The sequence below is a fragment of the Nocardiopsis sp. CNZ308 genome (genome assembly GCF_004217075.1).
The window spans coordinates 352,275-365,686 of record NZ_SHKJ01000001.1 but is presented as its reverse complement, the minus strand read 5'-3'; the positions used below and the strand labels follow the sequence as shown (position 1 = coordinate 365,686).

The following is a 13,412-nucleotide window of genomic DNA, read 5'->3' as shown; positions in this document are numbered from 1 at the left end:
AGGAAACGCCATGTACCCGCCCCAGCAGCCGCCTTACGGTCCCCAGGGGGGACACGACCCCTACCAGCAGGGTCCGCCCGGATACCCGGGCGCCCCCGGGCCGAAGTCGGAAAAGATGCCGGGCACCGCGATCACCGTCCGGGTGCTCATGTTCATCGGTGGTGTCTCCGGCCTGCTCCTCGGCGGCGTCATCCTGCTGATCGGCCTGCTGGCCGGTGGCGACAACGAGTTCAGCCAGGTATTCGCCGAGAGCGTCCAGGAGGCCGGCGTCAACGTCGGTACCGCCGAGATCGTCGCCGTCCTGGCGGTCACGGGCGGTGTCATGTTCGTGTACGGCCTCATCTCCACCGCCCTGGCCTCGTTCATGGGCCGACGCAGCGGCGGCATCCTCTGGTCGGTCGTGGTCTTCCAGACCCTGGCCGCCCTCCTGCTGCTCGTCAACATGTTCACCGGCGTCGTCGGATCGGTCGTTCCTCTGCTCTTCGCGATCGGGATGATCGTCCTGATGGTGGTTCCGGCGAGCCGGAACTACTACACGTCCGCGCCGACCAGCCCCTACACCGGGTACTGATCGGCAGCTCCTACCCTTCAGGCCCGCGCGAAGGTCGGGGTTCGTCGTCATCGGGTCACGCTCCGCGGAGTCTCCCTGCCGTCCACGTCACTTCCCCAGAGAGGACCACGGTGCATCCCTCACCTCCCTCCGGCCCCGGCCCCGGCCAGCCGCCGTACCCTCAGCAGCCGCAGCACCCCCACCAGGGCGGCTACGGCTACCCCCAGCCGCAGGGCCCTGGCGGTCACCCCTACGGCGCCCTGGGCGGCCCGCCTCCTCCTCCGCGCTTCGACGGTGCGCCCGGCAACCCCGACACGATGCCGGGAGCGGCCACCGCAGTCCGCGTCCTGATGTTCATCGGCGGCCCGATCGGCATCCTCTTCGGTGTGCTCCTGGGTGGGATGGTCCTGCTCGGTGTGGGCTTGGGCGCGGCCGCTGGTAGCTCGGCCGAGGTGTCCGACCCCGCGCTCACCACGGCCCTGGGCCTCCTCAGCGTCGTGGGCGGCTTCGTCGCCCTGATCCCGCTGGTCTACGGGATCGCTTCGACCTGGCTCGCCGCTATCATGGGGCGCCGCAAGTCCGGGGTCTACTGGGGTGTCGTCGCCTTCAACATCGTCGCGTCGCTGATCCTGGTGGCCGGCATCATCGGGTCGGTCTCCATGGAGGAACCGCCCACGGCGCTGCTCCAGCTGGCCTTCCACGGCACGATGACCGGCCTTATGTTCGCCCCGAAGGTGCGGGCGTTCTACGGCGTCTAGCTGCTTGGTCGCGGCCGGTCGGTCCGGCCGTGTACCGGTTCACCGGAGTGACGGACGAGGGCCCGGCGGGAGACCGCCGGGCCCTTCGCCGTTCCCACGGGGATGTGTCAGTGGCCAGCGGCGATAGCCTGGGAACAACCGCGCCGCCGCCGTTGTCCTGACCAGGACGGCCCCGGCGGCCACCCGCAAACCGCGCGCGCCGGCATCACGGTTCCCTCTACGATGGGCGCCTACCGACCACGCGTGACCACGGTCCCGGCAGGGACAGCCACGTCGCCCAGGGCGGCGGAGCCGAGCAGCAGGAGGGCATCAATGGAGACGGCAGAGATCGCGCGCCGCTTCCTCAGTTTCTTCGAGAAGAACGGACACACCGTCGTGCCCTCGGCAAGCCTCATCGCCGAGGACCCCACGCTGCTGCTGGTGCCCGCAGGCATGGTTCCGTTCAAGCCCTACTTCCTGGGTCAGCGCACGCCCCCCCACGACACCGCCACCAGCGTGCAGAAGTGCATCCGCACCAAGGACATCGAGGAGGTCGGCAAGACCTCCCGGCACGCCACGTTCTTCCAGATGCTGGGCAACTTCTCCTTCGGCGACTACTTCAAGGAGCGGGCGATCCCGCTGGCCTGGGAGCTGGTCACCACGCCCGTGGAGGAGGGCGGCTTCGGCATCGACCCCGAGAGGCTGTGGGTCACCGTCTACCTCGACGACGACGAGGCCGAGGCGATCTGGCGCGACAAGGTGGGCGTGCGGCCCGAGCGCATCCAGCGCATGGGCAAGGAGGAGAACTACTGGGACATGGGCGTGCCCGGTCCCTGCGGCCCCTGCTCCGAGATCTTCTACGACCGCGGTCCCGAGTACGGCGTCGACGGCGGCCCCGAGGCCGACGAGGACCGCTACATCGAGATCTGGAACCTCGTCTTCATGCAGTACGAGCGGGGCGAGGGCAGCGGCAAGGAGTACCCCATCCTCGGGGAGCTGCCCAAGAAGAACATCGACACCGGCCTGGGCCTGGAGCGCCTCGCGGCGGTCCTGCAGGGCGTCGACAACATCTACGAGACCGACATCATCGGCCGCGTCCTGCACCGCGCCGCCGAGCTCACCGGCACCCGCTACGGCGACAGCCAGGAGCAGGACGTCATGCTCCGCGTGGTCGCCGACCACGTGCGCAGCGCCGTCATGCTCGTGGGCGACGGCGTGCGGCCCGGCAACGAGAAGGCCGGGTACGTCCTGCGCCGCATCCTGCGCCGCTCCATCCGCAACCTGCGCCTGCTCTCGGGCACCGAGACCGCCTTCCTGCACGAGCTGACCGAGGTCAGCATCGACGCGATGAAGGACATCTACCCCGACCTGCTGGACCGGGCCGACGTCATCCACGGTGTGATCGACACCGAAGAGCGCAACTTCGCCGAGACCCTGCGGGCGGGTACCGCGCTGTTCGGCCGCGCCGCCGAGCGCACGCGCGCCGGGGGCGGCACCGTCTTCTCCGGGACGGACGCCTTCCAGCTCCACGACACCTACGGCTTCCCCATCGACCTCACCCTGGAGATGGCGGCCGAGCAGGGCCTGTCCGTGGACGAGTCCTCCTTCCGCGAGCTCATGCAGCGCCAGAAGGACACCGCCAAGGCCGACGCCAGGTCCAAGAAGCTCGGCAACGCCGACATCTCCCTGTACGCGCGGATGCTGGAGGGCGCGGGGGAGACCGACTTCCTCGGCTACACCGAGTCCGAGAGCGAGTCGCGCGTCAAGGGCATCGTCGTGGACGGCGTCTCGGCACCTGCGGCCCGTGCGGGGGACAAGGTCGAGATCGTCCTGGACAGCACCCCGTTCTACGCCGAGAGCGGCGGCCAGCTCGCCGACACCGGCACGCTGACCGTGGACGGCCGCGGCGTGGTGGACGTGGAGGACGTGCAGAAGCCGCTGCCCGGCCTGTTCGTGCACCGCGGCACCGTCCGCTCCGGGGAGGTGGTCCTGGACGACACCGTGCACGCGGGCATCGACACCGGCCGCCGCCACGCCATCGAGCGCTCGCACTCGGCGACCCACCTCATCCACTCGGCGCTGCGCAACGCGCTGGGCCCGTCCGCGGGCCAGGCCGGTTCGGAGAACCGCCCCGGCCAGCTGCGCTTCGACTTCACCGCCGACAGCGCGCTGGGCGGCGAGCGCCTGGCCGAGGTCGAGGAGGAGGTCAACACCGTCCTGGCGGGCGACATCCCGGTCCAGACCGAGGAGAAGAGCCTGGACGAGGCGCTGAAGATGGGCGCCATGGCCATGTTCGGCGAGAAGTACGGCGACCGCGTACGCGTCGTGGAGATGAGCGACTACTCCGTCGAGCTGTGCGGCGGGACCCACGTGCCCTCCACCGCGAGGCTGGGCATCGTCAAGCTGCTCGGCGAGTCCTCCATCGGCTCGGGCGTGCGCCGCGTGGAGGCGGCGGTGGGCGTGGACGCCTTCCGGCGCCTGTCCAAGGAGTCGACACTGGTCGGGCAGCTGTCCGAACAGCTCAAGACCCCGCGCGAGGAACTGCCCGAGCGCATCGACTCCATGGTCTCCCGGCTGCGCGCCGCCGAGCGGGAGATCGAGAAGCTGCGCGCGGCCCAGGTGCTCCAGGCGGCCGGTTCGATCGCCGAGGGCGCCCGCCGCCACGGCGCCGCGCTGGTCGTGGCCGCCCCCGCGCCGGAGGGGGCCAGCGGCGACGACCTGCGCAAGCTGGTGCTGGACGTGCGCGGCCGCCTCGGCGAGGACGAGCCCGCGGTCGTGGCGATGACCGCCGTGCCCAAGGACCGCCCGGTCGTGGTGATCGCGACCAACAAGGCCGCGCAGAAGGCCGGGATCAAGGCGGGCGAGCTGGTGGGCATCGCGGCCCGCGCGCTCGGCGGCGGTGGCGGCGGCAAGCCCGACATCGCCCAGGGCGGCGGAAGCGACGCCACCAAGGTGGACGAGGCCCTGCGCGCCGTCGAGGAGCGCGTGGCCAGGGGTTAGACCGACGGCTTCGACGGGCGTGCGCGGCACCGGTGCCGCGCACGCCCGACGCGTGTGCGCGGACGTGTGTCCGGCGTGACGAGGACCACCCGGCCCGGCCGTTTCCCCGGGCGCGCCGACCGGACCCCGCATGGACACGAAATGAATATGTAACATAACCAAGCGTGACTGTGTGGAGGATTCCACGGTGCTCGGGCACGCTTGCCCCCACCGGGTCCGGACCCGCCGCCACCTGCGGGGGAACCGCCCCGGGCCCGGCGACCGCGTGCCGCGGCGGCGTTCGCCCGCGCAGCACCGGCTCCGGGGTGTTTTACACTCTGACGGAGCGCGTCCGACCCGGACCCCGCCGGAACCGCCCCGTAGGAGGCGGCCGACGCGGCCCGCGGCCCCGCACGGCGCCCAACACCGTTGAGGCTGCGTGCTGTCATCGAATCGGGCATACTGTGGCGCGTCACAGCCGATCACACGGCTGTCTGTGCGGACTTTCCCGCGATCCAGCTGACGAACAGGACCACCGTGTTGAGGATTTCCCAGCCGCGGTGCCGTGTCCGCAACGGCACGGCCCGCCCGAGCACCGCTTCCGGTTCCGGGAAGAGGTCCTCGTGAGGCACGGTGTGCGCCTGGCCGTCGACCCCGGCAACGCACGCATCGGAGTCGCCGCGAGCGACCCCAGCGGCATGCTCGCCAGCCCGGTCGAGACCATCCGGAGGGGAAAGGGCGACACGCAGCGCATCGCCCTGCTGGTCCTGGAACGGCAGGCACGGGAGGTCGTGGTGGGCTACCCCGCCTCGCTGTCGGGGGAGGAGGGCCCGGCGGCCCGCTCCGCCAGGGAGTTCGCGCGCACGCTCGCCGCCCTCCTGCACCCCGTCCCCGTCCGCCTGGTCGACGAACGCCTCACCACGGTGACCGCCCAGAGCCAGCTGCTCTCCGGTGCCTCCTTCGCCGCCAAGGGCGCCAAGGGCGGCCGGGCCCGCAGGTCGGTCATCGACCAGGCCGCCGCCACGGTGCTCCTCCAGAGCGCCTTGGACCAGGAACGGTCAACAGGCCATCCCCCGGGCGAGATCGTCCGCTCCAGCCAGGGAGAATGATGAACGACAGGGATGATTACCCCGACACTCCCTATCGTGGGCGAGCCGACCGCGAGCGCGGTTACGACTACGACCCGCTCAGCGGCCCCCCGCCCGCGCAGCCGCCCTCGCGCGGCCGCAGGGCGCGCCCCGAACCGGCGGACTGGAACGAGGACTCCGGCACGGGTGAGTTCCGCGCCTCCCGGCACGCGTCCCGCGGCGGCGGGTACGACCCGCTGAGCCCCGAAGGACAGCCGCCCGGGCGCCGCCACCGCGCCGAGCCGCCCGCGGAAGGCCCCTCCGGTCCCTCGGGCCCTTCCGGTCCTTCCGGCCACTCCGGTCCCTCGGGCCCCACCCGGCGCGGCGGTGCCGCCGACGCCCTGCGCGGTGGACGCGCCGCCCGCTCCAGTGCCCCCCGCCGTCAGACCGAGGAGACACCCCGGTCCCAGGAACCCCCATCGCCCCGCCCCCAGGGCCCCGCGCGCTCCCGCCAGGACGGCCCGGCGGGCGACCCGACCCAGGACGCCCTGGCCGCCCTGGCCAACCTGGGTGAGGCCGCCGCGCCCGTCCGGCCCGCGCAGGGCCCCGCGGCGGCTTCCTCCGGGGAGGAGGAGCCGCCCCGGCGCGGCCGCCGCGCCCGCCCCGGGCCCGAGCCCGAACCCGAGCCCCAGCCCGAGGAGCCCCGCCGCGGCGGAGGGCGCCGCAGGCGCGGCGCCCCGGCCGACGAGGCCCCCGCCGCCGCGGCTCCGCCCCCCGAGGAGGAGCCCCGCGGCCGCCGCGCGCGCCGCAGGCGCGGCAGGCGCGACGACGAGCCCACCGGCGGCTTCCTGGACGACGCCCCCGAGGACAGCGGCGTCTTCGACTCCGGGACCTTCCCCGGCGTCAGCGGCTCCGCCGACACCGGCGCGTTCGCCGCGGTCGAGGAGCCCCCGGCCCGTCGCAGCCGCCGCGCCCGCGCCGACCGCGACCCGTGGGACGAGCGTTCCGACGCCCCCGCCGACAGCGGTGCCTTCCCCGGCACCGACGCCTTCGCCGCTTCCCCGGAGCCCGACTCCGGCGCGTTCGAGGCCCAGGACCCGGACGAGGAGCCGCAGGAGGACCCCGAGCCGCGTTCGCGCCGCTCCCGCCGCAGGCAGGCGGAGGCGGATCGGGGAGGCCGCCGCCGCGGCGGGCGCCGCAGGCGCGGCGCCCCGGTGGAGGAGGAGGTCCCGCAGGAGGACGAGGCCCCCGAGGAGGAGCCCGACGAGCCCCTGGCCGAAGAGGCCCCAGAGGAGGCCCCCGAGGAGGAGCCCGAGCCCCGTCCCCGCCGTTCCCGCCGCGCGTCCGCGGCCGACGACGGCGGTCGGCGCGGAGGCCGCCGCAGGCGCGGCCGCCGCGAGGAGCCGGAGGAGGAGCCCGAGGAGGAGGACGAGTACGAGGAGCCCAACCTCGCCGACATCGCCGAGGCCTACGGGGGCGGACGCAGCAGCCGCAAGAAGGCCAAGGAGCTCAAGAGGGCCCGCGCCAACGCGGGCAAGGGCGGCAGGAAGCGCCGCCGCAGGAGCCGGGCCCTGACGATCGTGCTGGCCCTGGTCCTGCTCCTGGTCGTGGCGGGCGGCGGCTACGCCGTCATCCGCACCTACGTCCTGCCCGCCGACTTCGACGGCCAGGGCAGCGGCGAGACCGTGTTCGTCATCGAGCAGGGCGACGCGGGCTCGGTCGTGGGAGAGAACCTCGCCGAGGCCGGGATCGTGGCCAGCCCCCGCGCGTTCCTCAACGCGCTGGACGCCGTCCCCGAGGAGGAGCTCGGCTCCGGACTGGCCCCCGGCACCTACTCCCTGGCCCAGGGCATGAGCGGAGAGGCCGCCGTGGCCGCCCTGCTCGACCCGGCCAGCCGCGTCGGCGGGCGCGTCACCATCCCCGAGGGGCTGCGCACGGACGGGATCTTCGAGAGGATCTCCGAGGCCACCGACCTGAGTGTCGAGGAGCTGGACGCGGCCTACGCCCAGACCGACGAACTCGGCCTGCCCGACTACGCCACCGAGGGACCCGAGGGCTACCTGTTCCCGTCCACCTACCGTTTCGACCCGGGAGCCGACGCGCTCTCGGTGCTCAAGACGATGGTCACCCAGCACACCCAGGTCGCCGAGGAGATCGGTCTGGAGGGCAGGGCCGAGGCGCTGGGCTACGACGCCAACGAGATCATGGCGATCGCGGCCATCATCCAGGCCGAGACCGGCACCAAGGAGGACATGCCCCTCATCTCCGCGGTCGTGCACAACCGCCTGGAGGAGGGCATGCAGCTCCAGATGGACAGCACGTGCTTCTACGTCCTGGGTGAGGAGGGCACCTTCCTCAACGACGAGCAGCGCGCCTCCTGCGAGGCCGACCCGCGCGGCTACAGCACCTACGGCATGACCGGGCTGCCCGCCGGGCCGTTCGTGGCCCCCGGGCAGGACGCCATCGAGGCGGCCCTGGAGCCGGCGGAGGAGGACTACCTCTACTTCGCGCTCGTGGACCCCGAGAACGGTCACACCGGCTTCTCCACGACCCTGGAGGAGCACAACCAGATGGTGGCCGAGAACCAGGCCGAGTGGTAGGGAGACGCTGACATGGGAACGGTGCGCGCCGCCGTCCTGGGCTCGCCGGTGGCCCACTCTCTCTCACCGGTCCTGCACACCGCCGCCTACGCGGCGATGGGCCTGGACGAGTGGTCCTACGGCCTGCACGAGTGCGGTGAGGAGGGGCTCGCGCCCTTCCTCGCCGGACTCGGCGGGGAGTGGGCCGGGCTGTCCCTGACCATGCCGCTCAAGCGCCGCGCCCTGGAGCTGGCCGACACGGTCTCCGACCTGGCCCTCCATGCGGGCGGCGCCAACACCCTGGTCCGCCGCGGGCGTGAGTGGCACGCCCACAACACCGACGTGGCGGGGATCACCGCGGCCCTGGCCGAGGCCGGGGCCGACGCCCCCCGCAGCGCGGTCGTCCTGGGAGCCGGGGCCACGGCGGCCTCAGCCCTCGTCGCACTGCGCCTGCTCGGCCTGACCGCGCCGGTCACCGTGCTGGCCCGCGACCCGGCCCGGGCCGGGCAGGTGGCCGCCGCGGCCCGCCGCACGGGCCACCCGCTGGAGGTGGCGCCGCTCGCCGAGGTGGACAAGCACCTGGACGTGGACCTGGTCGTGTCCTCCCTGCCCTCGGGGGCGGCCGACCTCCACGCCGACCTGCTCGCCGCCTCGCGCGCGGACCTGTTCGACGTCGTCTACTCGCCCTGGCCCACCCGCGCCGCCGAGGCCGTCGCCGCGCGCGGCGGCCGCGTGGTCGGCGGCTTCCCCATGCTCCTGCACCAGGCCGTCGAGCAGGTCCGCCTGATGACCGGTGTGGGCGACGTGCCCGTGGAGGCCATGCGCGCGGCCGGTGAGGCGGAGCTGGCCCGCCGCTCCGTCTCCGCCTGAGCGGGGCCGGAGAGGGCGCCCGCCCGGGTGGGACGAACGGGCTCCGGACACTGGTACGATGAGGTATCGACTTGGTCTGGTGTGTCCCACACCAGAGCCGCAAGCGGAGATGATCCTCCCACCTGCCGGGTACCGCCCGCGCAGGTTCCGGCCCGGCGACCGATCGCGCCGCGTTCCGTCGACCGAGCACCCGTGTCCGGGGTGCCCGGTCCTCGCGCGCGATCTCGCTGGGAATATCCGGTCGGATCACCCCGCTTGCACACGCTGGCGGGGTTTTCGCTGTATGCGGACCCCGACTCGACCGGCGGCCCGACGGACGAGGGCGGCCCGGTCCACATGGCCGTCCACCACCAGGCGGGCGACCGGTCCCAGGTAATCGACATAGCTAGGGAGGGGTCTCATCAGCGCAGAGCCCCGCATCAATGACCGCATCCGGGTGCCCGAGGTCCGTCTCGTCGGACCCAACGGCGAGCAGGTCGGCATCGTCTCCGTGCAGGACGCCCTGCGTCTGGCCCAGGAGTCCGACCTCGACCTCGTCGAGGTCGCACCGACCGCGCGCCCGCCGGTCGCCAAGCTGATGGACTACGGCAAGTTCAAGTACGAGTCCGCGGTCAAGGCCCGTGAGTCGCGCAAGAACCAGTCGAACACGATCATCAAGGAGATCAAGCTCCGCCCGAAGATCGACCCGCACGACTACGAGACCAAGAAGGGTCACGTGGTGCGGTTCCTCAAGAGCGGTGACAAGGTCAAGGTGACGATCATGTTCCGCGGCCGTGAGCAGTCCCGGCCCGAGCTGGGCCGCCGACTGCTGGCGCGCCTGGCCGAGGACGTCCAGGACCTCGGCACCGTGGAGTCGCAGCCCAAGCAGGACGGTCGCAACATGGTCATGGTGATCGGCCCGCACAAGCGGCGGTCCGAGCACAAGGCCGAGGCCCGCGCGGCGGCGGGGGACAAGACCCGCCGCGAGCAGAGCACGGACGCCTAGCGACGCGGAGTCCTCCACCGCCCGGTCGCCGGTAGGGACCGGGTGGTGAGAAGGGCTGCGCGCGCACGGCCCGGATGCGGCGCCCCGACGCGCGGTGTCCCCGCCACAGCAGCGGAAGAACCGTGTCAGCCGCCCCCTCAGGGCGGGTGGCACTCCGACGGAGTAGGAGACGACGGCGACATGCCGAAGAACAAGACCCACAGTGGGGCCAAGGACCGCTTCAAGGTCACCGGCTCCGGCAAGATCATGCGCCGCCGTGCCAACAAGAACCACATCCTTGAGCACAAGACCTCCAAGCGCAAGCGCAAGCTGGGCAACGAGGCCGTGCTCTCCCCCGCGGACGCCAAGAACATGCGCAAGCTGCTCGGCAAGTAGTTCCGGGCCCTCCCCTCCGCGGAAGCGCCCGCCCACCGGCCACGGCCGGTGCGGTGACGGCCTCCGGGAGGGAACCACCGAAGCAACACGGTCGCCGGGTTCGACGCAGCCGGGCCGGTCGGCGCGCCGCGCGCGCCGGAAGAGACAACTAGGGAGTTCCAGTGGCACGCGTGAAGCGGGCTCTCAACGCCAAGAAGAAGCGCAAGGTCGTTCTCGACCGGGCCAGCGGCTACCGCGGGCAGCGCTCGCGCCTGTACCGCAAGGCCAAGGAGCAGATGCTCCACTCGATGACCTACTCCTACCGGGACCGCAAGGACCGCAAGGGGCAGTTCCGTCGCCTGTGGATCCAGCGCATCAACGCCGCCTCCCGCGCCCAGGGCCTGACCTACAACCGCTTCATGCAGGGTCTGAAGCTGGCCGGCATCGAGGTCGACCGCCGTATGCTCGCCGAGCTGGCGGTCAACGACCAGGCCGCCTTCGCCAGCCTGGTGGAGACGGCCAAGAAGGCCCTCCCCACCGAGGCCGCGGCCTAAGCGAGCGGTGATGGCGAGCCACGAGTTCACGAGCATCCGCTCACCCAGGATCAAGGGGGTTCGGCGGCTCGCCAAGCGCACCTTCCGCCAACGCGAGCGGCGCTTCCTCGCCGAGGGCCCGCAGGCTGTGCGCGAGGCCCTGGCCGCGGCGGTCGACGGTGCCCAGGGGCGGTCCCCCCACGGAGGGACCGCCCCCGGCGTGGTCGAGGTCTACGCCACCGCGGAGGCCATGCAGCGCCACATCGACCTGGTGGACGCCGCCCGCGCGGTGGACGTGCCCACCCACAGGGTCAGCCTGGACGTGATGTCGGAACTGGCCCAGACGGTCACCCCGCAGGGGGTCATCGCCGTCTGCGAGTTCGTCGACGTCCCCCTGGAGCGGGTCGGCGACGTCCGCCTCGCGGCCGTGCTCTCCCACGTCCGCGACCCGGGCAACGCGGGCACGGTGCTGCGCACCGCCGACGCGGCCGGGGCCGACGTCGTCATCTTCACCGACGCCTCCGTCGACCCCTACAACGGCAAGTGCGTGCGGGCCTCCGCCGGAAGCCTGTTCCACCTGCCCGTGGTCGTGGGCGTCCCCGTGGCGCGCGCCGCCGACTTCCTGCGCGGCGTGGGCGCGCGGGTGTGGGCCGCGGACGGCAGCGGCCAGCGCGACCTGCACGCCGTTGCCGACAGCGGCGACCTGGACGGCCCGGTCGGCTGGGTGTTCGGCAACGAGGCCTGGGGACTGCCCGAGGAGACCGTCGCCCTGACCGACGGCGCGGTCAGCGTCCCGATCTACGGCGGGGCCGAAAGCCTGAATCTGGCCACCGCGGCCGCGGTCTGCCTCTACACCACCGCGCGGCAGCAGCGGCGTTCCTGAGCCGGGTCGGAGGGGTTCGGATCGGCCCAGCTCACGACGTGGATGGTTACTGTGGGTAATGGTTCGGGCGCGTTCGCGGAACTCCCGCGTGCGGGCCCGGCCGCCGGTGCCCGTGCGGATTCCGGGTACCGGGTTCGCCCGAAGTGCACGTGCATCGGCACCGCGTGCCTATAGGGTCGGGGCCTGGGGATCGCGGGAGGGTCCATGCGCGTCGCGCGTGGGGTCCGACGGGCTACCCGTGTCGCGGGTGCGACGCCGTGTCCTTCCTGTCCCGGCAGGCAGGCTTGACGACATGGTGTGAGCACGCGCCGTGCGCTGAGGCCCGTGATCCCCGTTCCCGGGCGACGGGCCGTCGCAGGGGGGCTTGTACGCTCGTCTGTCGTCGGGCGCCCGTTCCCGGGTCGCGAGGCGTACCAGGTGGAAGTGCAGGGTAGACAACCTGCGGTGGTGTCCACGGGTGTTGCGGACACGACCGGTCAGCGGTTCTCGGCCCAGGAGCCTGTGGTCGTGGACCTTCAAGGGGGGCGGGGAGAGGCGTGGGCAGCGGCCGGCAGGTGGACCACCCGGCGGAGGACTCGGGCAGCGGGACCGCTCACTCCCCGCACGACCCCGGGCACGGAGCCGGACCGGTCGTGGACGTCCCCGCCGAGAACGCTCCCGGGCCCCGCGCGAACGACCGGGTCCCCGCGGCCCTGTGGGAGGTCGACGGCGGCTCGCCCGCCGGACCGGGCGGCACTCCTCTGCACGCCGACGACCTGCCCGACGGCGTCGTGGTGGCCGACTCCCGTGGTCGCGTCGTACTCTTCAACACCCAGGCCGCCCAGGTCCTGGGCATCCCCGCCGAGTCCGCCCTGGGCCGCGACTACCGTGCCGTCCTGCCCCTCGTGGGCGTCGACGGAAACGACTGGTGGCAGGCCAGCGACCCCTACGGCGGCGCGCGCGACCGCGTCCGCCAGGCCGAGCGCGCCCTCCTGCTGCCCGACGACCGCGAGGTGCTCGTCGCCGCGCGCTACGTGCGCGCCCGCCCCGGGGGAGAGCTGGTCCGCCTGGTCGTCACCCTGCGGGACGCCTCCGCGCACGCCGAGCGCTCCCGCGCCGACCTGGTCTCCGAGGTCGCCCACGAACTGCGCTCACCCCTGACCAGCGTCAAGGGCTTCACCTCGACCCTGCTCGCCAAGTGGGAACGGCTCACCGACAAGCAGAAGCTGTTCATGCTGGAGACGGTCAACGCCGACGCCGACCGCGTCACCCGCCTCATCCACGACCTGCTCGACGTCTCCCGCATAGAGTCGGGCCGGTTGGAGGTGCGCCGCCAGGTGGTGGACCTGCCCGACGCCGTGCGCCGGGTCGTCGCCGGCCGCGTCGCCTCCGGCGAACCGGAGGAGCGCTTCCGGGTCGAGACCCGGGGGAAGCTGCCGCGCATGTGGCTCGACGCCGACAAGATCGAGCAGATCCTGTCCAACCTCGTGGAAAACGGGGTGCGGCACGGCGCTGGTACTGTCAGTGTGGTGATCGAGCCCTGCGAGGGAGGAACAGCGGTGTCGGTGCGCGACGAGGGCCAGGGCATAGCGCCCGAGACCATTCCGCGCGTCTTCCGCCAGTTCTGGCGCAGCAAGCGCCGGGGCGGGACCGGCCTCGGACTGTTCATCGTCAAGGGCCTCGTCGAGGCCCACGGCGGCACGATCACCGTCGGACGCGCCCCCAGCGGCGGCGCGGAGTTCCGATTTACCATGCCCGCCGGGGCACCCGAGTTCGTCTGAGGCACTCAGACCCTCCAGCCTCCCCGGTGGGCGCAACGGCGTGCCCCGGGCCCGGCGACACACGTCCTCGGCCGGGCCCGCCCGAAATCCGCCTGTGCTCTTCCTGTCGGCTTCG

Annotated in this window: 11 protein-coding genes; all 11 read left to right on the top strand. The window is 72.8% G+C overall.

Going from position 1 to position 13,412, the window contains the following annotated elements:
- Positions 1-115: 115 nt before the first annotated feature.
- The 11 genes from EV372_RS01550 (at position 116) to EV372_RS01495 (ending at position 13,297) form a co-directional block, all read left to right on the top strand.
- Complete coding sequence (locus tag EV372_RS01550) at positions 116-571, top strand: hypothetical protein (protein ID WP_486484082.1); 456 nt, start codon at positions 116-118, stop codon at positions 569-571.
- A gap of 110 nt (positions 572-681) precedes the next feature.
- A complete protein-coding gene (locus EV372_RS01545) occupies positions 682-1,308 on the top strand; it encodes a hypothetical protein (protein WP_130394520.1) in 627 nt (208 codons plus the stop codon).
- A 312-nt stretch (positions 1,309-1,620) separates the two neighbouring features.
- The gene (gene alaS, locus EV372_RS01540; protein ID WP_130394518.1) at positions 1,621-4,287 is read left to right on the top strand and encodes an alanine--tRNA ligase; all 2,667 of its coding nucleotides are present in this window, start codon (positions 1,621-1,623) and stop codon (positions 4,285-4,287) included.
- Between the two features lie 602 nt (positions 4,288-4,889).
- A complete protein-coding gene (ruvX, locus tag EV372_RS01530; protein WP_130394514.1) occupies positions 4,890-5,375 on the top strand; it encodes a Holliday junction resolvase RuvX in 486 nt (161 codons plus the stop codon).
- Positions 5,375-7,933, top strand: coding sequence for an endolytic transglycosylase MltG (gene mltG / locus EV372_RS29315; RefSeq protein WP_253794414.1), 2,559 nt, complete (start codon positions 5,375-5,377; stop codon positions 7,931-7,933). The genes ruvX and mltG overlap by 1 nt, the downstream gene beginning before the upstream one ends.
- A 12-nt stretch (positions 7,934-7,945) precedes the next feature.
- Positions 7,946-8,782 carry a shikimate dehydrogenase gene (locus EV372_RS01520; RefSeq protein WP_197044347.1) on the top strand — a complete coding sequence of 279 codons (837 nt, stop codon included), beginning with the start codon at positions 7,946-7,948 and terminating at the stop codon, positions 8,780-8,782.
- Between the two features lie 400 nt (positions 8,783-9,182).
- Positions 9,183-9,767 (top strand): translation initiation factor IF-3, encoded by a 585-nt coding sequence (gene infC / locus EV372_RS01515; protein WP_081461740.1) that lies wholly within the window; start codon positions 9,183-9,185, stop codon positions 9,765-9,767.
- 180 nt (positions 9,768-9,947) lie between these two features.
- A complete protein-coding gene (gene rpmI, locus EV372_RS01510) occupies positions 9,948-10,142 on the top strand; it encodes a 50S ribosomal protein L35 (protein WP_013154086.1) in 195 nt (64 codons plus the stop codon).
- A gap of 161 nt (positions 10,143-10,303) precedes the next feature.
- Complete coding sequence (gene rplT / locus EV372_RS01505) at positions 10,304-10,675, top strand: 50S ribosomal protein L20 (RefSeq protein WP_061082711.1); 372 nt, start codon at positions 10,304-10,306, stop codon at positions 10,673-10,675.
- Positions 10,676-10,685: 10 nt separating this feature from the next.
- Entirely contained in the window at positions 10,686-11,537 is an 852-nt protein-coding gene (locus EV372_RS01500; RefSeq protein WP_130394512.1) for a TrmH family RNA methyltransferase, read from the top strand.
- 536 nt (positions 11,538-12,073) lie between these two features.
- The gene (locus EV372_RS01495) at positions 12,074-13,297 is read left to right on the top strand and encodes a sensor histidine kinase (protein WP_130394511.1); all 1,224 of its coding nucleotides are present in this window, start codon (positions 12,074-12,076) and stop codon (positions 13,295-13,297) included.
- The last annotated feature ends 115 nt before the right edge of the window (positions 13,298-13,412 follow it).

Coding starts and splice junctions, on each gene's coding strand:
- mltG (WP_253794414.1), top strand. CDS start 5,375: ATGAACGACAGGGATGATTACCCCGACACTCCCTATCGTGGGCGAGCC.
- alaS (WP_130394518.1), top strand. CDS start 1,621: ATGGAGACGGCAGAGATCGCGCGCCGCTTCCTCAGTTTCTTCGAGAAG.
- rpmI (WP_013154086.1), top strand. CDS start 9,948: ATGCCGAAGAACAAGACCCACAGTGGGGCCAAGGACCGCTTCAAGGTC.
- EV372_RS01520 (WP_197044347.1), top strand. CDS start 7,946: ATGGGAACGGTGCGCGCCGCCGTCCTGGGCTCGCCGGTGGCCCACTCT.
- EV372_RS01500 (WP_130394512.1), top strand. CDS start 10,686: ATGGCGAGCCACGAGTTCACGAGCATCCGCTCACCCAGGATCAAGGGG.
- EV372_RS01550 (WP_486484082.1), top strand. CDS start 116: ATGCCGGGCACCGCGATCACCGTCCGGGTGCTCATGTTCATCGGTGGT.